General features: G+C 61.6%; 18 protein-coding genes. 4 read left to right on the top strand and 14 right to left on the bottom strand.

Going from position 1 to position 23,507, the window contains the following annotated elements; genetic code table 11:
* Nucleotides 1–48 precede the first annotated feature (48 nt).
* From K9857_RS21505 to gcbA, 14 genes are all read right to left on the bottom strand, one after another.
* Nucleotides 49–645 carry a MarC family protein gene (locus K9857_RS21505; RefSeq protein WP_224539082.1) on the bottom strand — a complete coding sequence of 199 codons (597 nt, stop codon included), beginning with the start codon at nt 643–645 and terminating at the stop codon, nt 49–51.
* 64 nt (nt 646–709) lie between these two features.
* Nucleotides 710–3,487 carry a hybrid sensor histidine kinase/response regulator gene (locus K9857_RS21500; RefSeq protein ID WP_224539080.1) on the bottom strand — a complete coding sequence of 926 codons (2,778 nt, stop codon included), beginning with the start codon at nt 3,485–3,487 and terminating at the stop codon, nt 710–712.
* A gap of 99 nt (nt 3,488–3,586) precedes the next feature.
* Nucleotides 3,587–4,882, bottom strand: a complete 1,296-nt coding sequence (gene purD / locus K9857_RS21495; RefSeq protein ID WP_224539078.1) for a phosphoribosylamine--glycine ligase — start codon at nt 4,880–4,882, stop codon at nt 3,587–3,589.
* A 158-nt stretch (nt 4,883–5,040) separates the two neighbouring features.
* The gene (gene purH, locus K9857_RS21490) at nt 5,041–6,648 is read right to left on the bottom strand and encodes a bifunctional phosphoribosylaminoimidazolecarboxamide formyltransferase/IMP cyclohydrolase (RefSeq protein ID WP_224539076.1); all 1,608 of its coding nucleotides are present in this window, start codon (nt 6,646–6,648) and stop codon (nt 5,041–5,043) included.
* Nucleotides 6,649–6,729: 81 nt separating this feature from the next.
* A complete protein-coding gene (fis, locus tag K9857_RS21485) occupies nt 6,730–7,050 on the bottom strand; it encodes a DNA-binding transcriptional regulator Fis (RefSeq protein ID WP_046819701.1) in 321 nt (106 codons plus the stop codon).
* Nucleotides 7,047–8,057: a tRNA dihydrouridine synthase DusB gene (dusB, locus tag K9857_RS21480; RefSeq protein ID WP_224539074.1), complete on the bottom strand. Its 1,011-nt coding sequence runs from the start codon at nt 8,055–8,057 to the stop codon at nt 7,047–7,049. Before dusB ends, fis begins: the two co-directional genes overlap by 4 nt.
* Nucleotides 8,058–8,242: 185 nt before the next feature.
* Nucleotides 8,243–9,529 (bottom strand): DUF3426 domain-containing protein, encoded by a 1,287-nt coding sequence (locus K9857_RS21475; RefSeq protein WP_224539072.1) that lies wholly within the window; start codon nt 9,527–9,529, stop codon nt 8,243–8,245.
* 30 nt (nt 9,530–9,559) lie between these two features.
* Entirely contained in the window at nt 9,560–10,438 is an 879-nt protein-coding gene (gene prmA / locus K9857_RS21470; protein ID WP_224539070.1) for a 50S ribosomal protein L11 methyltransferase, read from the bottom strand.
* A gap of 184 nt (nt 10,439–10,622) precedes the next feature.
* Entirely contained in the window at nt 10,623–11,981 is a 1,359-nt protein-coding gene (gene accC / locus K9857_RS21465) for an acetyl-CoA carboxylase biotin carboxylase subunit (RefSeq protein ID WP_175375532.1), read from the bottom strand.
* 17 nt (nt 11,982–11,998) lie between these two features.
* A complete protein-coding gene (gene accB, locus K9857_RS21460) occupies nt 11,999–12,451 on the bottom strand; it encodes an acetyl-CoA carboxylase biotin carboxyl carrier protein (RefSeq protein ID WP_224539068.1) in 453 nt (150 codons plus the stop codon).
* A gap of 48 nt (nt 12,452–12,499) precedes the next feature.
* Complete coding sequence (aroQ, locus tag K9857_RS21455; RefSeq protein WP_175375534.1) at nt 12,500–12,952, bottom strand: type II 3-dehydroquinate dehydratase; 453 nt, start codon at nt 12,950–12,952, stop codon at nt 12,500–12,502.
* 132 nt (nt 12,953–13,084) lie between these two features.
* Nucleotides 13,085–14,830, bottom strand: coding sequence for a protein-disulfide reductase DsbD (locus tag K9857_RS21450; RefSeq protein ID WP_224539066.1), 1,746 nt, complete (start codon nt 14,828–14,830; stop codon nt 13,085–13,087).
* 70 nt (nt 14,831–14,900) lie between these two features.
* Complete coding sequence (locus tag K9857_RS30610; RefSeq protein ID WP_411961594.1) at nt 14,901–15,944, bottom strand: methyl-accepting chemotaxis protein; 1,044 nt, start codon at nt 15,942–15,944, stop codon at nt 14,901–14,903.
* Between the two features lie 955 nt (nt 15,945–16,899).
* Nucleotides 16,900–18,570 (bottom strand): diguanylate cyclase GcbA, encoded by a 1,671-nt coding sequence (gcbA, locus tag K9857_RS21440; protein ID WP_224539062.1) that lies wholly within the window; start codon nt 18,568–18,570, stop codon nt 16,900–16,902.
* Between the two features lie 441 nt (nt 18,571–19,011).
* Between gcbA and K9857_RS21435 the strand changes: the two genes are divergently transcribed.
* The 4 genes from K9857_RS21435 to speA all read left to right on the top strand — a co-directional run bounded on the left by K9857_RS21435 (nt 19,012) and on the right by speA (nt 23,449).
* Nucleotides 19,012–20,079, top strand: coding sequence for a DUF2333 family protein (locus K9857_RS21435; RefSeq protein WP_224539060.1), 1,068 nt, complete (start codon nt 19,012–19,014; stop codon nt 20,077–20,079).
* Nucleotides 20,080–20,082: 3 nt separating this feature from the next.
* Nucleotides 20,083–20,643 (top strand): NUDIX hydrolase, encoded by a 561-nt coding sequence (locus tag K9857_RS21430; RefSeq protein WP_224539058.1) that lies wholly within the window; start codon nt 20,083–20,085, stop codon nt 20,641–20,643.
* Between the two features lie 301 nt (nt 20,644–20,944).
* Complete coding sequence (locus K9857_RS21425) at nt 20,945–21,316, top strand: translation initiation factor Sui1 (RefSeq protein WP_224539056.1); 372 nt, start codon at nt 20,945–20,947, stop codon at nt 21,314–21,316.
* 219 nt (nt 21,317–21,535) lie between these two features.
* Nucleotides 21,536–23,449, top strand: a complete 1,914-nt coding sequence (gene speA, locus K9857_RS21420) for an arginine decarboxylase (protein WP_224539053.1) — start codon at nt 21,536–21,538, stop codon at nt 23,447–23,449.
* Nucleotides 23,450–23,507 lie beyond the last annotated feature (58 nt).

Raw genomic sequence — 23,507 nt, 5'->3', positions numbered from 1 at the left:
AGACGCCAAAAGCTTCGCGGGCAAGCCTCGCTCCTACAGGTTGGTTCGTCAGGGAACGAGGTAGCCTTTGACCCCGGTGAAAATAATCTGCGCCGCCAGCGCACACACGAACAACCCCATCAACCGGCTGACAATCTGCAACCCCTGATCGCCCAGAATCCGCTCGATCCGGTTGGACAGATACAACACCACGCCGACCGTAAAACTGGCCAAGGCGATACTCACGATCGCGATGAGCTTGTCGTCCCAATGCGGCTGGCTCACGCCCATCACCAGCAAGGCACCGATGGTGCCGGGGCCGACCGTCAGGGGAATGGTCAGCGGGACAATGGTTACGTCCTGCTGCACGTTGTCGGTCTGCACCGCAGACTTGCCTTGAGCCATGCCCAGCGCCGAGATGAACAGCACGCTGCCGGCACCGATGCGGAAGGCATCCACCGTGATGCCGAAGACGGTGAAAATCATCCTCCCGAACAAATACAGCAGGACACTGGAAACCAGCGTCGCGATGGCCACTTTCCAGGCCAGGCGATGTTGTTCCTTGCGTGAGTAACCGCGGGTCAGGGTGATGAAGCAGGACAGCACGAAGAACGGGCTATAGAGCACCAGCATCTTCAGGTAAACACTGAACAACTCGTGAAGCATGGTGCAGGCTCACTGGCGAGGGACGTCGAGACGGAGTCTATCAGGCGTTTAGAGGTCTGTCGGCTCAGGACGTTGGCGTCGCGGTGCGGCTCTGCTGATCACGCTGGGCAACCCAGTGTTCGATCAATTCGCGCAGTTGCGAGAGCTCGACCGGCTTGGCCATATGCCCGTCCATGCCGGCCTGGCGCGCGCGCTCCTTATGCTCGGCCAGGATATGTGCGGTCAGCGCGACCACCGGGGTGCGAGTTCGCTGGTTGCCCACTTCCCAGGCGCGTAATTGCTGGGTTGCCGAGAAGCCGTCGAGAATCGGCATCTCGCAGTCCATCAGCACCAGGTCATAACGCTGGGCCTTCATGGCCTGCAGCGCTTCCTCACCATTGCTGGCCGTGTCGGGTTGCAGATTGAGCTTGCCCAGCATGCCGCGAATCACCTTGGTGGAGATGCTGTTGTCTTCGGCCACCAGAATACGGAAATCACTCGGAACCTTGATCGGCATCACCTGCCCGGACGGCGCCTGGGCAATGGTCACGTGACCTTTGTTGCGTTGATTCAGCTCGTCGGCCAGGGTGGTCTTGAGGGTGTAGCCGGCCACCGGTTTGGCCAGGATGCGCTTGATCCCCGAGTTGCGCGCGATGATCTTGCTCGGCGCGTTGCTGATGCCGGTGAGCATGATCAGCAGGATGTCGTGGTTCAGGCTTGGGTCTTCCTTGATCTTGGCGGCCAGTTGCATGCCGGTCATGCCGGGCATGTTCTGGTCCAGCAGGACCACGTCGAAGTAATCGCGCAAATGCGCCTTGGTGCGTAGCAGGGCCAGCGCTTCCTTGCCGGATGGCACGGCGCTGACGTTCAGCCCCCAGGCGCTGCATTGCTGGACCAGCACCTTGCGGCAGGTGTCGTTGTCGTCCACCACCAATACCCGTGCGCCTTGCAGCGGGCCATCGAGGTCGGAGGTCGGGTGTTCGAGGCGATCGGGATCCAGTGGCAGGGTCAGCCACAGGGTGCTGCCCTGGTTGCTGCCGCTCTTGATCCCGAACTCACCGTGCATCAGGCGAATCAGCTGGCGGGCGATGACCAGTCCCAGGTTGCCGCTCAGGCGATTGGCCGAAAGGAAGTTCTTGCTGTGCAGTTCGGCGTGCATCAACGCCTCGCGCTCATCGGCCTCCATCGGTTCGCCGCTGTCCTGCACGGCGATGCGCAGGCGCGGTTTGGCGCCCAGCTCGTCCAGCGCCACGACAATCAGCACTTCGCCTTCATCGGTTTTCTTCAGGGCGTTTTCCAGCAGGCTCAACAGGGTCTGGCGCAGGCGTGTCGGATCACCGCTGATGACCCGTGGCACTTGTGGCTGGATGAAGCTGATCAGTTCGACGTTCTGCTGTTCGGCCTTGGCGCGGAAGATGCTCAGGCAGTCTTCGATCAGCGCGTTGAGATCGAACTGCACATCATCGAGTTCGATCTGCCCGGATTCGAGTTTGGAGATGTCGAGGATTTCGTTGATCAGTGTGAGCAGTTCGTTGCCCGCACTGTGGATGGTCTGGACGTAGTCGCGTTGCTTGACCGACAGCGGCGTGCCCAGCAACAGCTCGGTCATGCCCAGCACGCCATTCATCGGGGTGCGGATTTCGTGACTGATCTTGGCCAGGAATTCGGCCTTGGCGTTCATTTCGGCGTTGCTGGCCGCCAGGTCGCGGCTGACGCTGAAACGGTCTTCGACGATGCGGCGCTGACGTTCGCTCAAGGCAATGCTCATCAGCAGTCCGCTGATGCAGATGAACCCCAGCAGTGTGCTGATCAGGCCATGGGGTTCGGTCAGGGTCAGCCCGAGCAGGGCGGGCAGAATGATCAGCGTGCCGAGGTTGAATACCACCATGGCGGCCACGAACAGCCGGGCCGGGCGATAGCCTTTCTGCCAGTGATGGGCGCTGACGAACAGCATGGTCAGGCCGGCGAGGGCGACCAGGCCGTAGGTGATGAGGTTCAGCGGCAGCGTATTGACGAAAAGCAGCAACAGACCACAGACCGTGATCAGCAGGATTTCACCCAGCAGCAGTTTGTTCAGCGGATGCGGGCCGAGCGGGGCATAAAAGCAATAGGCGAACATCAGGCCGCAGGGCGCGGTCAGCAGCAAGGCCAGATAGGCGCCGGGTGTTTGCAGGGCTTGCCAGTCGGGCAGCACGCCGCCCGCCAGGTTCAGCAGCAGGACCGTGCTGAGCATCAGCAACGCTTCACAGGCCGCCAACCACGCACTGCTGCGCGAGCGGGTGTAGGCGTAGCGGATGAGGTTGTACAGCATCAGCATGCCGATGCAGCCCAGCAACAGGCCATAGATCAGAGACTGGCCCTGGCTGGCAGCTGCCAGGACCGCCGGTTCCAGGGACACATAAGGACGCAGTTGGTGTTCGGAGACCAGGCGCAGGTAAACGTCGAGAGGCTTGTTGACTTGCGGCAACGGCAGCATGAAATCGCTGCTGGGCAGTGGCCGGTCGGCCTGAGGTTGCTTGTTGCCGGTGTTGGACTGCTCGATCAGCTTATCGCCGTCCAGCACGTACAGATTGAGTTGCAGCAGGTCGGGGGCGAAGACTTTCAGCACTTGTTCATGCGGGCCCGGTGCAAGACGAAAGCGTAGCCAGAGCGCACCACCGGGCTCGGCCGCGGTGACGCGTTCGAGGTCGATGGGACTGAATTGATTGGTGTAGCGAGCGGAGCGCACATCGCTCAACTGCAGGTCGCCCTGTTCGTCGAACAATATCGCCAGCGCACTGCCTTGACCGGCCTGGGCCGGGAGCATGCAGAGCAGGGTCAGCAGAGTGACGGTTAAACCTATGGCAATCCTGAGCCAGCGCACGGCGAAATCCCTTCGTAGGTTGATGCCAGAATATAACTATGCGCGGCGCCGGAATAGTCAGGCAAGGGCGCGATGCCCTTGCCCGACCGAATGAACAGCTTATTCCTGATTTTCGCCACGCTCACGGGCAATGGCACGGTAGCCAATGTCCTTGCGATAGAAACAGCCTTCCCAATCAATGCTGGCCGCCAGCTTGTATGCCTGCTGTTGAGCGGCATCGACGCTGGCACCCATGGCGGTGGCGCACAGCACCCGGCCGCCAGCCGTTACTACCTGACCATCCTTGAGCGCGGTGCCGGCGTGGAAGACTTTGCCTTCCAGTGCTGCCGCCGCGTAGAGGCCCTTGATTGCCGCGCCCTTGGCGTAGTCACCAGGATAGCCGCCGGCCGCCAGAACGATACCGACGCTCGGACGTGGATCCCATTGTGCCTCGACCTTGTCCAGTGCCTGTGCCAGCGCCGCCTCGACCAGCAATACCAGGCTCGACTGCAGACGCAGCATGACCGGCTGGGTCTCAGGGTCGCCGAAACGGCAGTTGAACTCGATGACTTTCGGATTGCCAGCCTTGTCGATCATCAGGCCCGCGTACAGAAAGCCAGTGTAGACGTTCCCTTCGTCGGCCATGCCGCGAACGGTCGGCCAGATCACCAGGTCCATGACACGCTTGTGCACTTCGCTGGTTACGACCGGAGCAGGGGAGTAGGCACCCATGCCGCCGGTGTTCGGGCCGGTGTCGCCGTCGCCGACGCGCTTGTGGTCCTGGCTGGTGGCCATCGGCAGGACATTCTTGCCGTCGACCATGACGATGAAGCTGGCTTCTTCGCCGTCCAGGAACTCCTCGATCACCACGCGCGAACCGGCGTCGCCGAAGGCATTGCCGGCGAGCATGTCGCGCACGGCGTCTTCGGCTTCGGCCAGGGTCATGGCAACGATCACGCCTTTGCCGGCAGCCAGGCCATCGGCCTTGATCACGATCGGTGCGCCTTTTTCACGCAGGTAAGCCAGGGCTGGCTCGATCTCGGTGAAGTTCTGGTAGTCGGCTGTCGGGATCTTGTGACGGGCGAGGAAGTCCTTGGTGAAGGCTTTCGAGCCTTCCAGCTGGGCAGCGCCGGCGGTTGGGCCGAAGCAATCCAGGCCGCGGGAGCGGAACAGGTCGACGACACCGGCGACCAGTGGCACTTCCGGGCCGACGATGGTCAGGGAAACGTTCTTCTCGGCGAAATCGGCCAGTTGTTCCAGGGCCAGCACGTCGATCGCGACGTTTTCGCACTTGGCTTCAATGGCGGTACCGGCGTTGCCCGGAGCCACGAACACCTTCTGCACGCGCGGATCCTGAGCCACTTTCCAGGCCAGGGCGTGTTCACGGCCACCGCTGCCAATGATCAAAACATTCATTTCAAAAACCTCGGATGACGCAAATTCTGTGGAGCACCGCGAAGGTGCTTTTCTGTGGGAGCGGGCTTGCTCGCGAAAGCGGTGCATCAGTCAACATCATCGTTGCTGACAGATTGCATTCGCGAGCAAGCCCGCTCCCACAGAGGGAATCGGATGGATCAGTGACGGAAGTGACGCATGCCCGTAAAGACCATGGCGATGTTCGCTTCATCAGCGGCAGCAATCACTTCCGCATCACGCATCGAGCCACCTGGCTGGATCACCGCAGTAATACCGGCCTTGGCCGCATTGTCCAGACCATCACGGAACGGGAAGAAGGCATCGGAAGCCATGACCGAACCCGCTACCTGCAGACCGGCGTGCTCGGCCTTGATCGCAGCGATACGCGCGGAGTTCACGCGGCTCATCTGGCCGGCGCCGACACCGATGGTCTGGCGGTTCTTGGCGTAGACGATGGCGTTGGACTTGACGTACTTGGCGACTTTCCAGGCGAAGATCAGGTCGTGGATTTCCTGCTCGGTCGGTGCACGCTTGGTCACGACTTTCAGGTCATCGGCGCCGATCATGCCGATATCGCGGCTCTGCACCAGCAGGCCACCGTTGACGCGCTTGTAGTCCCAGGCAGCGGCGCGGTCGGCCGACCACTCGCCGCACGCCAGCAGGCGCACGTTGGCTTTGGCCGCGACGATGGCGCGGGCTTCTTCGCTGACGCTCGGGGCGATGATCACTTCGACGAACTGACGCTCGACGATAGCCTTGGCGGTTTCAGCGTCCAGTTCGCGGTTGAAGGCGATGATGCCGCCGAAAGCCGATTCGGTGTCGGTGGCGTAGGCCAGGTCGTAGGCCTTGCGGATACCGCCTTCGGCATCCGGGCTTACGGCCACGCCGCACGGGTTGGCGTGCTTGACGATCACGCAGGCCGGCTTGACGAAGCTCTTCACGCATTCCAGCGCGGCGTCGGTGTCGGCCACGTTGTTGTACGACAGTTCCTTGCCTTGCAGTTGGGTCGCGGTGGCGATGCCCACCTCGGCTGGTTTGGCTTCCACGTAGAACGCCGCGCTCTGGTGCGGGTTCTCGCCGTAGCGCATTTCCTGGGCCTTGACGAACTGGGTGTTGAAGGTGCGCGGGAATTCGCTGCGACCTTCCGTGCTCAGGGTTTCAGCGGCCTGGTTCACGGTGCCCATGTAGTTGGCGATCATGCCGTCGTAGGCGGCGGTGTGTTCGAACGCCTTGAGCATCAGGTCGAAGCGCTGAGCGTAGGTCAGGCCGCCGGCCTTGAGGTTTTCAAGGACGTTGGCGTAGTCGCTGGCGTTAACCACGATAGCCACGTCTTTGTGGTTCTTGGCTGCGGAACGGACCATGGTCGGGCCGCCGATGTCGATGTTCTCGATGGCGGTCGGCAGGTCGCAGCCTGGCTTGCTGATGGTGGCTTCGAACGGGTAGAGGTTGACCGCTACCAGATCGATCGGCTTGATGCCGTGCTCGTTCATGATGGCGTCGTCGGTACCGCGACGACCGAGGATCCCGCCGTGGATTTTCGGGTGCAGGGTTTTCACCCGACCGTCCATCATTTCGGCAAAACCGGTGTAATCAGCGACTTCCACTGCGGCGACACCGTTGTCCCGCAGCAGCTTGAACGTTCCGCCGGTGGAGAGGATCTCGACGCCCAAGGCTTCAAGCTCTTTGGCAAATTCGAGGATCCCGGTCTTGTCGGAAACGCTGATCAAAGCGCGGCGGATCGGCAGGCGGGTAGTCTGGTCGGTCATCTCAATTTCCATCAAAAGCAAAGGAGTCAGCAAAAAAGGCGACCGGTTTTACGCGGGCGCCTTTCTGGTTTGATTGAATGCTTACAGCAAATCGTACTGCTTGAGTTTCTTGCGCAGCGTACCCCGGTTGAGTCCGAGCATCTCGCTGGCCTTGGTCTGGTTGCCCTTTACGTAGTTCATCACGCATTCGAGCAGGGGAGCCTCGACTTCGGAGAGCACCAGGTTGTACACATCCGTGACGGCAGCGCCCTCAAGGTGGGCGAAATAATTGTGCAGCGCTTTCTCGACACTCCCGCGAAGGGTCTGGCCTTCTTCGCTCGGGGTATTGAGGTGCTGTTTCAAATTCACGTTGTCGCTCACGGGTGCAGTTCCACTCACTAAAGTCTCGGTCATCATCGTCATGCGGCCACCCCTTCTCCGTCCCCTGTCAGGCTCTTGTAACGTTCGGCGAAGAAGGCCTGAACGTTGGCGCATTGTGCTTCCGTATCTTCCAAACGATTGAAGTGGGCGCGAAACTCCCTGGCGCCCGGCAGGGTTGCGAGATACCAGCCCACATGCTTTCGAGCAATGCGCACGCCCATCACGTCTCCGTAAAAGGCGTGCAGCGCAGCCAGATGCTCTAGCAGAATGCGTTCCACCTCGATCAGTTCCAGCGCCGGGAGCTTCTCGCCGGTGCGCAGGAAATGCTCGATCTCGCGAAAAATCCATGGCCGCCCCTGGGCGGCCCGGCCGATCAACAGGCCATCGACACCGGTCGCGTCGAGCACGTACCGGGCTTTTTCCGGCGAATCGATATCGCCATTGGCGAAGACCGGCATCGACACCGCCTGCTTGATCGCGGCGATGGTGTCGTACTCGGCTTCACCGGTGTACAGGTCGGCACGGGTGCGGCCATGAACCGCCAGCGCCGTGATGCCTGCCTGCTCGGCGATCTTCGCCACCGTCAGGCCATTCTTGTTGTCCCGGTCCCAGCCGGTACGGATCTTCAGGGTAACCGGCACATCGACCGCAGCCATGACGGCCTGCAGGATCTCGGTTACCAGTGCTTCATCCTTCAGCAGGGCGGAGCCGGCGGCCTTGTTGCAGACTTTCTTTGCCGGGCAGCCCATGTTGATATCAATAATCTGTGCGCCCAGCTCGACGTTGGCTCGAGCGGCATCCGCCAGCATCTGCGCGTCGCCACCGGCGATCTGTACCGAGCGTGGCTCGGGATCACCTTCGTGGATCATGCGCATCCGCGACTTGCGGGTGTTCCATAAACTCATGTCGCTGGTGACCATTTCCGAGACTACTAGCCCGGCGCCCAATCGTTTGCACAGCTGACGAAAGGGCTGGTCAGTGACGCCCGCCATCGGGGCGAGAATCAGGCTGTTGGTTAATGTGTATGGACCGATGCGTACCGCCGACATAGGACTTCCCTGTTGTGGGGCCGGATCATGAGAGTTCGAAAAAGGGTTGGCATGATACCCGCTCTCGATGACCGGATAAAGGCTGAATTGAACAAAATCTGAACAGTTATTTTGTTATTACCAGCGGTTTGGTTGGGGCAGGGGGCGTCAGGATGCCGTCGTCAGGATGGCAGCGGTTAATCGTTTCACTCGGGGGAGTGGAAGCTCAGGCTGTAGTTGACCGCCTTGGAGCCGGGGTCGAGGATGTCCAGCGCGATGTGGATCGGGGTTTGTGGTGGCATTTCCACCATGCCCTCGAGGTCGCCGTTGAGGTACTCGCCGGGCTTGAAGCGGCGGCTGGCGATCAGATGGCCATTGAGGTCGGCAAAGCGCAGTTCCAGCAGCGGGAACGGCTGGGAGAAGGGGGCGCGGTTGTAAATGATCGCGTCGACCACCAGGGCGCCGCTGAAATCCGGGTGGCTGCGCACCACCAGGTTGCTGCTCTTGATTTTCGCGATGTCGACCTTCGATGGCACCGTGCAACCTATTTGCGGGCACAGTTGCTGGAACCAGGGACGGTACTGATCCTGGCGTGCCAGTTCGTCGAAGTGGTAAGCGACGTACTGGCCGACCAGTGCGCCGGCACCGAGCAGGATCAGCACCAGCCAGAAGAAACGGCGGCCCCAGGGGGAGCGGCGTTTCTGCCAGTCCAGTTGCAGCGGATCGTCGGTCAGGTCCTGCAGGACTTCGGCGCGAACCCCAGGCTCGGCGCGTTCGCGTCGCTTGCGCTGGGGTTCGATGGAGGGCAGGTCGTCGTCGGCTTCAACGACCGCCGTTGCTGACAGGCGTTCGTGATGCTGCGGGGTATCCAGTGGATCATGCAGGCGAAGCTGCGGCGGCTGCGGTTCGTCGTCCAGCTCCACGGGCTCCAGCGACAGCGAAGGTTCGGTGCGAGTGTTTTTGTCCGCCTCGATTTCCGGTTCCGCTGTCACTGGGGTATCGAGCGCGTCGAGCGTATCGAGGTCATCACGATCGCTGATCGCTTGCGCGCGGTCCGCTGCGGGCTCGCTGAACAGGCTGTCGGAGGCCCAGGGTTCTTCATCGTTTTCGACGCTGTCGCGACGGGCGCTGAGGCTGTCTTCGCGGTGCCGGCCGAACTCGGTGGTCGGCTGGATTTCCCGCTGTTCGAGTCGGGCGAGCTCCTGGTCGAGATCGAGGCTGTCCAGGTCCAGCTCGGTCGCCGTCCACTGCTTTTGACTGATCGCGCGAGGTTCGGCGGGGGTAGCTGCTTCCGCGGCGGGCGCTGTGGTGGCGGGCGATACAACCGGGGCGACCGGCTCCTTGCCAGCCTGCTCAAGCAGTTGCTTGGCAGCGTTGAAGACCTGCAAACAGGATCCGCAGCGAACGACCCCGCGAGCCACGCTCAACTGAGCATGGCTGACGCGAAAGCTGGTTTGGCAATGCGGGCACTGGGTGACGAAGCTGTCGGTCATGCGGCGATCCGGTTTGTGCAGGCGCTCATTCTAGCGCCGACGGCCTGTAATGCGCACCCAGCCATCGCGATTGGCGATCGGGTCCAGGTCGAAGTCCTTGGCGTAGGCCGCGGCGACCTCGTCACCCTGCTCGGCGAGGATGCCCGACAGGGCCAGACGGCCACCGGATTTGACCAGGCCGGACAGTTGTGGCGCGAGAGACACCAGCGGACCGGCAAGAATGTTCGCCACCAGCACGTCGGCCTGAACCTGCGGCATGTCCTCCGGCAGATACAACGGGAACAGCTCTTCGGCGATATTGTTGCGCCCGGCGTTGTCGCGGGAGGCTTCCAGCGCCTGCACGTCAATGTCGGTGCCGACGGCTTGCTTGGCGCCGAGCAACAGCGCGGCGATCGCGAGAATGCCCGACCCGCAGCCGAAATCGAGGACGTCGCAGCCCTTGAGGTCCTGGCCGTCGAGCCACTCCAGGCACAGGGCGGTGGTCGGGTGAGTGCCGGTGCCGAATGCCAGACCTGGATCCAGAAGCAGATTCACCGCATCCGGCTCGGGCGCGGCGTGCCAGCTCGGCACGATCCACAGGCGCTGGCCGAAACGCATCGGTTGGAAGTTGTCCATCCAGCTGCGTTCCCAATCCTGGTCTTCGATCACTTCGCTGTGATGCTCGGGCAGTGGGCTGCCGGTCAGCAATTCCAGATGGGCAAGTACCGGAGCGGCCTCGGTGCCACCCTCGAACAGGGCCAGCAGATGCGTGTGCGACCAGAGCGGGGTGGTATTGAGTTCCGGCTCGAAGATCGGCTGATCTTCGGCGTCCATGAAGGTCACCGACACGGCGCCCACTTCAAGGAAAGCGTCTTCGTAGGTTTCGGCTTGTTCTGGGCTGATGGCGAGACGGACTTGCAGCCAAGGCATGGCGGGCACCTTTGAAAAATATTGATGGCAGCCGGCGGGCCGCGAGAAACGCGCAAGTTTACGCGAGCGCGCGGGTTTTGTGGGAGCCGCATTCACCACACGACTTCTGAGTGAAGCAGATCTTGTGGGAGTGTAGAAACAACAAAGCCGCCCGAAGGCGGCTTTGTCGTATACCGGTTGAAGCTTAGTGCTTCTCGCCAGCCAGCTTGTGCTCGAGGTAGTGAATGTTCACGCCCCCTTTGCAGAAGCCTTCGTCGCGGGTGAGGTCGCGGTGCAGCGGGATGTTGGTCTTGATCCCGTCGACCACGATTTCGTCCAGCGCATTGCGCATGCGCGCCATGGCTTCGTCACGGGTTGCGCCGTAGGTGATCAGCTTGCCGATCAACGAATCGTAGTTCGGCGGAACGGCATAACCACTGTACAGGTGCGAATCGACGCGAACGCCGTTGCCGCCTGGAGCGTGGAAGTGCTTGACCGTGCCCGGGCTCGGCATGAAGGTTTTCGGGTCTTCGGCGTTGATCCGGCATTCCAGCGCGTGACCGCGGATGACCACGTCATCCTGGGTGAACGACAGCTTGTTGCCGGCGGCGATGCTCAGCATCTCCTTGACGATGTCGATGCCGGTGACCATTTCCGAAACCGGGTGCTCTACCTGGACACGAGTGTTCATCTCGATGAAGTAGAAGCGACCGTTTTCGTACAGGAACTCGAAAGTACCTGCGCCACGGTAACCGATGTCGATGCACGCCTGGACGCAGCGGGCGAAGACTTCCTGGCGAGCCTTCTCGTCGATGCCCGGTGCCGGCGCTTCTTCGAGAACTTTCTGGTGACGACGCTGCAGCGAGCAGTCACGGTCGCCCAGGTGAATGGCGTTGCCCTGGCCGTCGGACAGAACCTGAACTTCCACGTGGCGCGGGTTGGTCAGGAATTTTTCCAGATAGACCATCGGGTTGCCGAACGCTGCACCCGCTTCGGAACGGGTCAGTTTCGCCGAGGCGATCAGGTCTTCTTCCTTGTGCACCACGCGCATGCCGCGACCACCACCGCCACCGGCGGCCTTGATGATCACCGGGTAGCCGACTTCACGGCCGATGCGCAGAGCGGTTTCTTCGTCTTCCGGCAGCGGGCCGTCGGAACCTGGAACGGTCGGTACGCCCGCTTCGATCATCGCGTGCTTGGCCGAAACCTTGTCGCCCATCAGGCGGATGGTTTCGGCTTTCGGACCGATGAAGGCGAAGCCGGAGTTCTCGACCTGTTCGGCGAAGTCGGCGTTTTCCGCGAGGAAACCGTAGCCTGGGTGAATGGCGGTAGCGCCGGTCACTTCGGCTGCGGCGATGATGGCCGGGATGTGCAGGTAGGATTGCGCGGCAGAAGCCGGACCGATGCAGACGGATTCGTCTGCCAGGCCCAGGTGCATCAGCTCTTTGTCGGCCTTGGAGTAAACGGCGACGGTCTTGATGCCCATCTCTTTGCAGGCACGCAGAATCCGCAGGGCGATCTCACCGCGGTTAGCGATCAGAACTTTTTCCAACTTCGCAGTCATCAAAGGCTCTCCGCGGTTCAAACGATGGTGAACAGCGGTTGGTCGAACTCAACCGGCTGGCCGTCTTCAACGAGGATCGATTCGATCACGCCGCTGGTTTCAGCTTCGATGTGGTTCATCATCTTCATGGCTTCGACGATGCACAGGGTGTCGCCTTTCTTCACGGTCTGGCCGACTTCAACGAAGGCTGGCGAGGTTGGCGAGGATTTACGATAGAAGGTACCTACCATCGGCGAACGGGCAACGGTGCCGTTCAGTGCCGGTGCTGCGGCGGCAGCAGGGGCGGCAGCCGGAGCGGCGGCAGGTGCAGCAACTGGAGCAGGCATTGGAGCCGGTGCGTAGTACTGCTGGGCTGGAGCCTTGCTGTTACGGCTGATGCGTACGGACTCTTCGCCTTCCTTGATCTCGAGCTCGTCGATGCCGGACTCTTCCAGCAATTCGATCAGTTTCTTAACTTTACGGATATCCATGAATCATCAACTCCCAAGGGTCGGTCAGGGGCGTTTACCGCTTGTTGGTCAAGCTGTTGCCTGTATTTGAAGCTGTTCTAGCGCGGCCTCCAGGGCCAGCCGATAACCGCTGGCGCCAAGGCCGCAGATCACTCCCACCGCTACGTCGGAGAAGTAAGAGTGATGGCGGAAAGGTTCGCGTTTGTGCACGTTGGACAAATGCACTTCGATGAATGGGATGCTCACCGCCAGCAGCGCGTCACGTAATGCGACACTTGTATGTGTAAAAGCTGCCGGGTTGATCAGAATGAAGTCGACACCTTCGCCGCGAGCGGCATGGATACGGTCGATCAATTCATATTCGGCGTTGCTCTGCAGGTGCATCAGATGGTGGCCGGCTTCACGGGCGCGGCGTTCCAGGTCCTGGTTGATCTGCGCCAGTGTCGTGGCGCCATAGGTGCCCGGTTCACGGGTGCCAAGCATGTTCAGGTTGGGTCCGTGCAGAACCAGTAGCGTCGCCATCGGTTGTTCCCATGTTGTCGGTGAGCAATTGTCAGAACCCGGCGACTATGCCGCAAAGCCTTTGTGACTGTCCAGTTCTCTGCAATAGCCAGCACGATGTCCGATGTTTGCGCGAAATATATGACCGCTTGATTAAATCCGGTCATTCGCTTTGGCGACACGTTCGGCGAAGTCCCTGGCGTTGATTTCGCCGATGACCCGCACATCGGCGTGTTCAAGCCCGTCTTTGCCGAAAAACATCAGCGCCGGTGGTCCGAACAGTTTGTAGCGGTCGAGCAACGCCCGTTGTTCGGCGTTGCTGGCGGTGATATCGAAGCGAACCAGCCGATAGCCTTTGAGCCGTTCGACGACGATCGCGTCATTCAGCACTTCGCGTTCGATGACTTTGCAGCTGATGCACCAGTCGGCGTACCAGTCGAGCAGCAGCGGGTTGCCGGATGAGCGGGCTTCGGCGAGCAGGCGGTCGAGATCCTGCGCCGTGCTGACGGTTTGCCACGCGCTGGTCTCGGACGCGGACGCCTCGACTACCGCTGTCCGCGGCTGGCCGATCGGGTTGAACGGGTCGCTCTGGCCGCTGAAGCCGCCGTACCAGCAGGCCAACGCGTAAAACAGCAGGAACATGCCCATCAACTGGCCCAAGCGTTTTCTCGGCGGTTTGTAGACGAATTCCAGCGCCCCCAGGAACAACCCGACGCCAGCGGCCAGCAAGCCGATCAGCAGCAAGGTGATCTGGCCGGGCAGCACCCGGCTGAGCAATCCGATCGCCAGCCCCAGCAGCAAAATGCCAATCGCGTTTTTCACATAGACCAGCCACGGCCCGCTTTTCGGCAGCCACGCCGCGCCGCCCGTCGCCACCAGCAACAGCGGCGCGCCCATGCCGAGGCCGAGCATGAACAGCTTCAAACCGCCACCCAGCGCATCACCGCTGGCGCTGATGTACAGCAAGGCTCCTGCCAATGGCGCTGAGACGCAGGGCGAAACCAGCAGGCTGGACACCACGCCCAACACCGCCGCACCCCACAGCGAACCACCTTCGGTGCGGCCGGCGATACGATCCAGCCGGCTGCTGATCACCTGCGGCAGCTTGAGTTCGAAGACGCCGAACATCGCCAGGGCAAACAGCGCAAAGAACATCGCGAACGGCACCAGCACCCAGGCCGATTGCAGTCTCGCCTGCAAATTGAGTTGCGCGCCGAACAGACCCATAAGGGCACCGAGCAGTGCAAAGCAGGCCGCCATCGGCAGGACATAAGCGAGGGACAGATTGAAGCCGCGCAGGCCGCCGACCTGACCGCGCAGCACCACGCCGGAAAGAATCGGCAGCATCGGCAGTACGCATGGGGTAAAAGTCAGGCCCAGGCCTGCGAGAAAAAACAGCGCCAATTCGCGCCAGCCCCAGTCATGAACCACCGTGCTTGTGCCATTGCCATCGATCGTCAGGTGTTCGGTTTCCGGGGGATAACACAGGCCTTTGTCCGCGCAACCCTGATAGGTCACGGCGAGGGTGAATGCCCGCTGATCGGTGCGCGGCAGTTCCACATCGAGAATGCCGTGGTAGACCTCGACATCGCCGAAGTACTCGTCGTGCTTCTGTTCGCCCTTTGGCAGTTGCGCCGGGCCGAGGCCGACATCCGCTGGATCGGCGCGGAATTGAAGGCGATGACGGTAGAGGTAATAACCCTCGGTGGCGATGAAGCGCAGCTTTATCGATTGCGGCGTGCTGTCCACCAGGCTCAACTTGAAGGCTTCGCGGACAGGCAGAAAGTCGGCGCTGTTGTTGATCGACCCCAGGGTAGCGCTGGGCCGGCTCTCCAGCAGGCCGGTGGCTGCGACCGGCAGGGCGAACACTAGAAGCAGCAGGCAGAGCAAGCGGCGCATGACGGTCTCGCGTATGGGGCTTGGAGCCATCATAGCTGAGCCCACGAAACATGGATCTACGCGGGAGGCGTTAGACGCGGAAGGCCTGAACGGCCGTATGCAAGCGCCCACCCAACACCAGCAGATTCTCCCCCTGTTCCCGCCCTTCACCAATACGCAGCAAGTTATCCCCACCCAACTGATGAATCCGCTCGCTGTGATCGCGAATCTCACTGACCGCGCCGCTCTGCTGCGCGGTGACATCGGCGATACGCACCGCAGTGTCGGAAATGGTCTGGATCGCCCCGACGATTTCATCCAGCGCGCCATCGGCCGCCTGGGCCTGATTGGCGGTGGCTTCGGCGTGTTCGACCTGGGCGCGCATGCCTTCGACCGACTGTCGCGCCGCCGACTGCAGCCCGGCGATCAGGGTCTGGATTTCCGCCGTGGCGCCAGCGGTGCGCATGGCCAGCGAGCGGACTTCCTCGGCGACCACGGCAAACCCGCGACCCATTTCTCCTGCGCGCGCGGCTTCGATGGCGGCATTGAGCGCCAGCAGGTTGGTCTGGTCGGCAATCGAGCGGATCACCGTCAGTACACCGCCGATGGTCGCCGACTCTTGTGCCAGATGCTCGATCATCTGTGCGTTGCCCTGGACTTCATCCACCAGCGCATGCAGCCCGGTCAGGCTCTGGCCGATGACTTTCTGCCCGTGTTCCACCGCCAGCCCCGCATGGCGACTGGCGTCAGCGGCCTGGCTGGCATCGCCGGCGACTTGCTGGATGGTCGCTTCCAGTTCGCCCAGCGAATCGCGGATCAGCGCCGTGTCACCGGCCTGATGTTCAGCGCCGCTGTGCAGGTCGTTGCTCAGCTCGGCCAGCGTGCGGCTGCTGTCCGCGACCTGCTCGGCGTTCAGGCGAATGGTGCCCACCAGATCCACCAGATAGGCGCGCAGACGATTGAGCGAGGCTTCTATGTCATGCAGTTCGCGGTTGGTCTTGCCCAGCTGGATGTCGCGGCTGAAGTCGCCTTCGGCCCAGGTCGAAAGGGCCGGGGCGAGATTGGTCAGGGTCCGGGCGAGCTTGCGTTGCAGGGTGTCGATAAGCAGGGCGATCAGCAGGATCAGGCCGATCATTACTCCCTGCATCAGGCGCACCTCGCCCTGGATCTGCCCGTGCTGGGCCCGTACCACCGGCTCCAGGCCGGCGATGGCCTGTTGCACGTCGGCGATTTTCAGGTGGGTCGCGGCGCTCAGGTCAGCGCGTTTCTGGATCTGGTCACGGGTGCGCGCCAGTTCAGCGGGGTAGCGGGTTAGCAAGCTGTTGAGCTCGCGTTTGAAGCCCACACCAGCGTCTTCGGTCGCGGCTTTCTCGGTGTTTTCCAGCCCCATCATCGCGGCGAAGTCATCGGTGTTCGATTCGTTGCTGACCGTCACGCCGAGCAATGGCAGGGCATCCAGCTGGCTGGCCTGGGCGCGGATGTTGCCGACTTCACGCTCGACATCGGCCGCCAGTTCACTGCGTCCGCTGCTCACCAGCTTGTCCCGGGCCAGGGACAGTTTGCCCAGATGCTGGGCCGCGGCGAGCAGGGGTGTCAGGTACGCCGCGTTGCCGCTGGCGTACTGGCTGAGTTGGTCGAGGCTGGCGCCCAATTCGCGTTCTGCTTGCAGCAGCAGGGCCTGCGGATCGCCCGCGAGTTTGCCGGCGGCGAGCAAGTCGGTTTTGCTGAAATCGTTGAGGTTCGACAGGCTCGGGCGCAGGGTTTCGGCCAGCGCCGGCGGCAGTTCGCCGAGTTCCTTCTGCAGGTTGTCGATCGCCTGGCTGGCGCTGCTCAGACGCAGGGCATCGCCGCTGGCCAGGTAATCCTCGACGTTGCGCGCCACATCATTCTGAAACTGCTGGGACAGGCCCAGGTAGCGCTCCATTAATAGATAGGGTCGCTCAAGGGCTTTTTGCGACCACCAGAGTGTGGCGCCAAGGGCCACGCACACGGCGACTAAAAGGAGGGTATTGAAATTGGTCAGCAGCTTCAGGCGCATCGCGGGACTACCAGTGGCGAAACGGTAAGCGCCTGAATTTATTGCGATTCTGTTACACGGTTATGACGGAATGGGTCGATTGGGATGAAAAAGTGGCACTTTGCTTTGACGCGTGCACGGCCTGAACGCGATTGCGTCCGGCCGCTTTCGCGCGATACAGCGCCTCGTCCGCCTGGCTCGCCATCAGCAGGCTGTCGGTGTCGTCAGACATTTCCACCACGCCGGCGCTGAAGGTGCACCACAGATCCTCGGGTTGCGCGGGGTAGTGGATCTCGGCGAAACGCTGACGGATTTCATCCAGCACCTTGTGCGCCGCTTCCAGGTCGGTGTCGGGCATGACGATGGCGAACTCTTCGCCACCGTAGCGACCGATGAAGTCGGTCTTGCGCAGGCGCTGCTTGAGAAACAGCGCCAGGCTCTTGATCACCCGGTCGCCCATGGGGTGGCCGTGGCTGTCATTGACCCGTTTGAAGTGGTCGATGTCGAGCATTGCAAAGCTCAAAGGCTTGTTTTCGCGGCGGGCGCGGAACGAACAATCCTCGAGCAATTGCAGGATGTGGGTGTGGTTGTACAGGCCGGTGAGGCTGTCGCGCACCATTCGCGAATTCAGATTGCGCGCCCGCGCCGCCCGGTTGCGCACGGTGGTGATCAGGTGCCGGGGTTTGATCGGCTTGGTCAGGAAGTCGTCGCCGCCTTCGCTCATGGCATCGAGCTGCTTGTCCAGATCGTCTTCGGCCGACAGGTAGATGATCGGCACGCTGACATAGCGGTCGTTGTGGCGGATCACTTTGGCCAGTTCGGTGCCGGTGCAGGCCGGCATGTACATGTCGAGGATGATCAGGTCCGGCTGGAAGTCCGCCAGCTCGGCCATGGCCTGGATCGGCTCGATCAGGGTGCGGGTGACGATGCCGGCACTATTAAGGAGGCGCTCGGTGTGCAGGGCCTGGGCGCGGGAGTCGTCGATGATCAGCACTTTATAGGGTTCGTACTGGGCGACGTTGGTCAGGACCTCGATTTTCTCCAGCAGGCTCGACGCTTCGAGGGTGCCGGTGAGGAACTCCTGGCCACCGGCGCGCACCGCAGCCAGGCGGGTCGGGGTGTCGGTCTCGTGCAGACTGAAGAACAGCAGCGGCATACGCTGGTCGAGGCCTTCCTGGGCTTCGGCGGCCAGTTTCAGGCCGATGCCGGGGCCGCTGAAGTCCACGTCCATGACGATCGCCGCCGGCAGGCGTTCGACCATCGAGGAGCGAAACGCCGCCACGCTGTCCAGGGATTGGGCGCTGAGACCGAAGAATTCCAGTTGCTTGGCCAGGCGCTCGGCGCGGTCGTGATCCTGCAGCATCACGTAGATCGGCTTGCGCAGTGGCGGCAGGAAGGTCTGATCGAGCTGATCACCGTGGCGCAGGCCGGTACGCGACAGACGCTGCATCAAACGGTTGAGGTCGGTGATCAGGCCGCTGCTCAGGCGCCCGCGGTTGGCGTCGACCGCCTCCAGCGACAGGGTGATCTGGCGCGCCAGTTTAATGTGTTCCGGCTGTTCGAAGCGCTCGGCGAAACGCAGCAGGCGCAGGTTGGCCTCGCTCAGTTCCGACAGATCGTTGGTCGACCACTCGCTGCGTTGCAGGCGCTGCCATATCTCAAGTATCTGACGTGCCTGATGAATTACCCGCTGGGCAAAGTGGTGCTTGAGGCGCTCGCGGCTGGGATCTTCTGGCTCGGTCATATCCTGACTACTAGTTAGGGGGCACGCTGAGGTCGACTGGTGGCTCTATGCTAGCATCTCTTTTCGATTGGATGAGTAGCAGACGCCAATATTCTGCTGAGTGACTGCATTCAGTTTGTGACCGGTCGGTCTGGAATTGGCTGATTGTTCGCGCTTGAGGCCCGTGGGGCGGGGCTTTCAGGGTTTTCCTTAGTGGGTATGCATCGGATTCGGCGTAGATGATGGGCCTTGGTCTCTGATGGTGTGCCAGCGTTAAACGAGCCGCGACCTTTCGTGTAAGGGTCTAGGGGATTCCCCTAGATGCGTGAGGCGGCGTGGTCTGTTTATAGCCATCCACAAGCTTATTTCCGACATGAACTCAACGGCGGGTGCCGGGCAAAGGCACGTTGTTGTATGGTTGTGGTCGAACCGTTGAACCCAAGAGCTTGAAAGGAAATCGCCATGCTGGACTGGAAGAACCGCGCCGGTAGCGCGCCCGAACGTGCCGCCGAACCGAAATCGGCTACCCGCAGTTACCTGGGCGGCCTGGTGTTCAGCCGGGCGCTGGCCACGTTGGTCGGTATCTACCTGCTGGTGACGATTGCGCTGGGCTGGTACTGGAGCGAAGAACCTGCGCTGTTCCCGGTGCAGCAGAACGCGCAGATGGCGGCCGAGAAAGAAGGCAAGCAGATGGTGGTCGGCTATACCACTGTCGAAACTCTCAAGACCGTTGCCGGGACCCTGCTGAACAAGCCGGGCGGTTACATTTCCAATGACCGTTTCCCGCCGGGCCTGTGGATGGACAACATGCCGAGCTGGGAATACGGCGTGCTGGTACAGGTGCGTGACCTGAGCCGCGCGATGCGCAAGGACTTCGCCCGTTCGCAATCGCAATCGACCGAAGACGCCGATCTGGCCAAGGCCGAACCGCGTTTCAACTTCGACAACAAGAGCTGGATGCTGCCGTCCAGCGAGTCCGAGTTCCAGGAAGGCATCAACTCTCTGACCCGCTATCAGAATCGCCTGTCCGATCCGAACCAGAAAACCGCACTGTTCTATGCCCGCGCCGACAACCTGAACAACTGGCTGGGTGATGTCGGCACGCGCCTGGGCTCGCTGTCACAACGGCTGTCGGCCAGTGTTGGCCGGGTCAAACTCAACACCGCATTGAAAACCGAAGCCGTGACGCCGGGCGTCGCACCCCAGGTTGACGAAGAAATCGTCGAAACCCCATGGATGCAGATCGACAATGTGTTCTATGAAGCTCGCGGCCAAGCCTGGGCCCTGTCGCACCTGCTGCGCGCCATCGAAGTCGACTTCGCCGATGTGCTGGCCAAGAAGAACGCCACGGTCAGCGTGCGCCAGATCATTCGTGAGCTGGAGGCGTCGCAGGAGCCGGTGTGGAGCCCGATGATCCTCAACGGCAGCGGCTTCGGCGTGCTGGCCAACCACTCGCTGGTCATGGCCAACTACATTTCCCGGGCCAACGCGGCGGTGATCGATTTGCGTCAACTGTTGAATCAGGGCTGAGTCATGGTCGACAGTTCCATCGACAACCTGCGCGAAGCGGCCCATCGGGCGGCGTCCGACGCCGAGCAGATCGCCTGGGTCGACGAGCAGGACAACCTGCTCGGCGCCCTTGTGCGCTCCGACCTGCGCGAGCGCGGACTGATCGGGCGGGGCACTTACATCATGTTGTTCAATTCCGCCGGTGAGCTTTGCGTGCACCGGCGGACCCTTAGCAAGGCGATCTATCCCGGTTACTGGGACGTGGCGGCGGGCGGCATGGTGCTCGCCACCGAAACCTACGCCGAGTCGGCGGCCCGGGAGCTGGAAGAGGAACTGGGGGTGAGCGGCGTCGAGCTGACCGCCCATGACCATTTTTTCTTCGAAGACACCGGCAATCGCCTCTGGTGTTCGGCGTTTTCGGCGGTGTGGGATGGCCCGTTGATTTTGCAGCCGGAAGAAGTGCTGGAAGCGCGCTTTTTACCGGTTGAACAAGTGCTGCGGGAAATCGAGGAAAAGCCTTATTGCCCGGACTCTCTGGCCGCGTTGAAACGCTATCTGCGCTCTCGCGGCGAAGACGTCGCATAAGCGCTATAAATTGGCGCCGATTGGCTCTTAGCAATCGGCGTTTTTGCCGTTACACTGCGCGACCTTTTCAAGCTGTAACGGCATTGCCTTACCTGTAGGAGCGAGCATGCTCGCGATGGTCGTCAACGATGACGCGGGGCACCTGACACCCTTCGTTGTTCCGGCCACCATCGCGAGCGTGCTCGCTCCTACAAAAAGCAAACCGTTGCAGTAGCGCTGCCCCTGCCTGAGTGGGGCTTCGCGGTCGATAGCCTTGCCCAAGTGCTGCGACCAGTCTTTGTCCTCCCATAGAGGATTGCCGGTGGCCAAAAAAGCCGCATCCTTCGCCGCCCTGGGCGGCCTGGTATTTTCCACCGACGCAGGTCGTCATTGCCCGGAATGCAGTAAACCGGTGGACGCCTGCATCTGCAAACAGACCGTTATCCCGGCCGGCGACGGCATTGCCCGCGTGCGTCGCGAAAGCAAGGGCCGTGGCGGCAAGACGGTGACCACCATCACCGGCGTGCCGCTGGCCGCAGACGACCTCAAGGACCTGGCTGCCACGTTGAAGAAACGTTGTGGCACCGGTGGGGCGCTGAAAGACGGTGTCATCGAAATCCAGGGCGATCATGTCGAGCTACTCTTGGCTGAACTGATCAAGCTCGGTTTCAAAGCGAAGAAATCCGGCGGCTAGCAGCCTCTGTGAAAACCACCTGTGGCTTGATCCGGTCCTGAAACCTCAAGGCCCGGCGTCGTCACCATGGTTTTCACAGAGCCTGTTCATGACCGGTTTCTAAACTCGTAGCGGTCGACGGGGTCTACCCCCTCGTTGACGAACCGTCATTTTCATTCTTTAGACTGCGCCGGCCTGAAATCCAGGCCACGCACTATGACTTCTTTATAGGGGACTTCGATGTCCGTACGACGCACACGCAAAGACGATGGCAGCCAATGGACAGTTGCGGACAGCCGCAGTGTTTACGGGATTCGCCATTGGGGGGCCGGATATTTCGCGATCAATGACGCCGGTCGCGTCGAAGTTCGTCCGAACGGTCCGAACAGCTCGCCCATCGACCTGTTCGAGCAAGTCGACCAGCTGCGCAAGAGCGGCCTGTCCTTGCCGCTGCTGGTACGTTTTCCCGACATCCTGCAAGACCGCGTGCGTCAGCTGACCGGTGCATTCGACGCCAACATCGAGCGCCTGGAATACCAGAGCAAGTACACCGCGCTGTACCCGATCAAGGTCAACCAGCAGGAAGCGGTGATCGAGAACATCATCGCCACCCAGAACGTCTCCATCGGTCTGGAAGCCGGCTCCAAGCCTGAATTGCTGGCGGTGCTGGCACTGGCGCCGAAGGGCGGCACCATCGTCTGCAACGGTTACAAGGACCGCGAGTTCATCCGCCTGGCGCTGATGGGCCAGAAACTCGGCCACAACGTGTTCATCGTGATCGAGAAAGAATCCGAAGTCGGCCTGGTGATCGAAGAAGCGGCTTCGCTGAAGGTCAAGCCACAGGTCGGCCTGCGGGTGCGCCTGTCGTCGCTGGCGTCGTCGAAGTGGGCGGACACCGGTGGCGAGAAATCCAAGTTCGGTCTGTCGGCGGCGCAGTTGCTGTCGGTGGTCGAGCGTTTCCGCGCTGCCGGCCTGGATCAGGGCATTCGCCTGTTGCACTTCCACATGGGCTCGCAGATCGCCAACCTGGCGGACTACCAGCACGGCTTCAAGGAAGCGATCCGTTACTACGGCGAACTGCGCAACCTCGGTCTGCCGGTGGACCACATCGACGTCGGCGGCGGCCTTGGCGTGGACTACGACGGTACGCATTCGCGTAACGCCAGTTCGATCAACTACGACATGGACGATTACGCCGGTGTCGTGGTCGGCATGCTCAAGGAGTTCTGCGATGCTCAGAGCCTGCCGCATCCGAACATCTTCTCCGAGAGCGGCCGTTCCCTGACCGCGCACCACGCGATGCTGGTGATCCAGGTGACCGACGTCGAGCGTCACAACGACGACGTGCCGCAGATCGAGAACAAGGAAGCGCTGCCGGAAACCGTGCAGTGGCTGGTGGACCTGCTGGGTCCGACCGACATCGAGATGGTCACCGAAACCTACTGGCGCGCCACGCACTACATGAGCGATGTCGCCGCCCAGTACGCCGATGGCAAGCTGACCCTGGCCGAAAAGGCCCTGGCCGAGCAGTGCTACTTCGCCGTGTGCCGTCGCCTGCACAACTCGCTGAAGGCGCGTCAGCGTTCCCACCGTCAGGTGCTGGACGAACTCAACGACAAGCTGGCCGACAAGTACATCTGCAACTTCTCGGTATTCCAGAGCCTGCCGGACACCTGGGCCATCGATCAGGTATTGCCGATCATCCCGCTGCACCGTCTCGACGAAGAGCCGCTGCGCCGCGCGGTGCTGCAGGATTTGACCTGCGACTCCGACGGCAAGATCAACCAGTACGTCGACGAGCAGAGCATCGAAACCAGCCTGCCGGTGCACGCGCTGAACGAAGGTGAGGATTACCTGCTGGGCGTGTTCCTGGTCGGTGCCTACCAGGAAATTCTTGGCGACATGCACAACCTGTTCGGTGACACCGACTCGGTGAACATCTACCAGAACGCCGATGGCAGCGTGTACCACGCCGGCATCGAGACACACGACACCATCGAAGACATGCTGCGCTACGTGCACCTGTCGCCCGAAGAGCTGATGACCCACTACCGCGACAAGTGCGCCAGTGCCCGCATCAGCGCCACCGAGCGCACGCAGTTCCTCGATGCCTTGCGTCTGGGCCTGACCCGTTCTTCTTACCTGTCTTCTTGAGGTAAGTCCTAACGCCAGTCAGTTAAGCCAGGCACACACCTGTGGCGAGGGGGCTTGC

Origin of the sequence: Pseudomonas sp. REP124 (assembly GCF_020164475.1) — a bacterium.
In the GTDB taxonomy this organism is placed as follows: Bacteria; Pseudomonadota; Gammaproteobacteria; order Pseudomonadales; family Pseudomonadaceae; genus Aquipseudomonas.
Note: the sequence above shows the minus strand (reverse complement) of the source record. Positions and strands in the feature narration are given on the sequence as shown.

Coding starts and splice junctions, on each gene's coding strand:
- K9857_RS21505 (WP_224539082.1), bottom strand. CDS start 645: ATGCTTCACGAGTTGTTCAGTGTTTACCTGAAGATGCTGGTGCTCTAT.
- purD (WP_224539078.1), bottom strand. CDS start 4,882: ATGAATGTTTTGATCATTGGCAGCGGTGGCCGTGAACACGCCCTGGCC.
- purH (WP_224539076.1), bottom strand. CDS start 6,648: ATGACCGACCAGACTACCCGCCTGCCGATCCGCCGCGCTTTGATCAGC.
- fis (WP_046819701.1), bottom strand. CDS start 7,050: ATGACGATGATGACCGAGACTTTAGTGAGTGGAACTGCACCCGTGAGC.
- dusB (WP_224539074.1), bottom strand. CDS start 8,057: ATGTCGGCGGTACGCATCGGTCCATACACATTAACCAACAGCCTGATT.
- K9857_RS21475 (WP_224539072.1), bottom strand. CDS start 9,529: ATGACCGACAGCTTCGTCACCCAGTGCCCGCATTGCCAAACCAGCTTT.
- prmA (WP_224539070.1), bottom strand. CDS start 10,438: ATGCCTTGGCTGCAAGTCCGTCTCGCCATCAGCCCAGAACAAGCCGAA.
- accC (WP_175375532.1), bottom strand. CDS start 11,981: ATGACTGCGAAGTTGGAAAAAGTTCTGATCGCTAACCGCGGTGAGATC.
- accB (WP_224539068.1), bottom strand. CDS start 12,451: ATGGATATCCGTAAAGTTAAGAAACTGATCGAATTGCTGGAAGAGTCC.
- aroQ (WP_175375534.1), bottom strand. CDS start 12,952: ATGGCGACGCTACTGGTTCTGCACGGACCCAACCTGAACATGCTTGGC.
- K9857_RS21450 (WP_224539066.1), bottom strand. CDS start 14,830: ATGCGCCGCTTGCTCTGCCTGCTGCTTCTAGTGTTCGCCCTGCCGGTC.
- K9857_RS30610 (WP_411961594.1), bottom strand. CDS start 15,944: ATGATCGGCCTGATCCTGCTGATCGCCCTGCTTATCGACACCCTGCAA.
- gcbA (WP_224539062.1), bottom strand. CDS start 18,570: ATGACCGAGCCAGAAGATCCCAGCCGCGAGCGCCTCAAGCACCACTTT.
- K9857_RS21435 (WP_224539060.1), top strand. CDS start 19,012: ATGCTGGACTGGAAGAACCGCGCCGGTAGCGCGCCCGAACGTGCCGCC.
- K9857_RS21430 (WP_224539058.1), top strand. CDS start 20,083: ATGGTCGACAGTTCCATCGACAACCTGCGCGAAGCGGCCCATCGGGCG.
- speA (WP_224539053.1), top strand. CDS start 21,536: ATGTCCGTACGACGCACACGCAAAGACGATGGCAGCCAATGGACAGTT.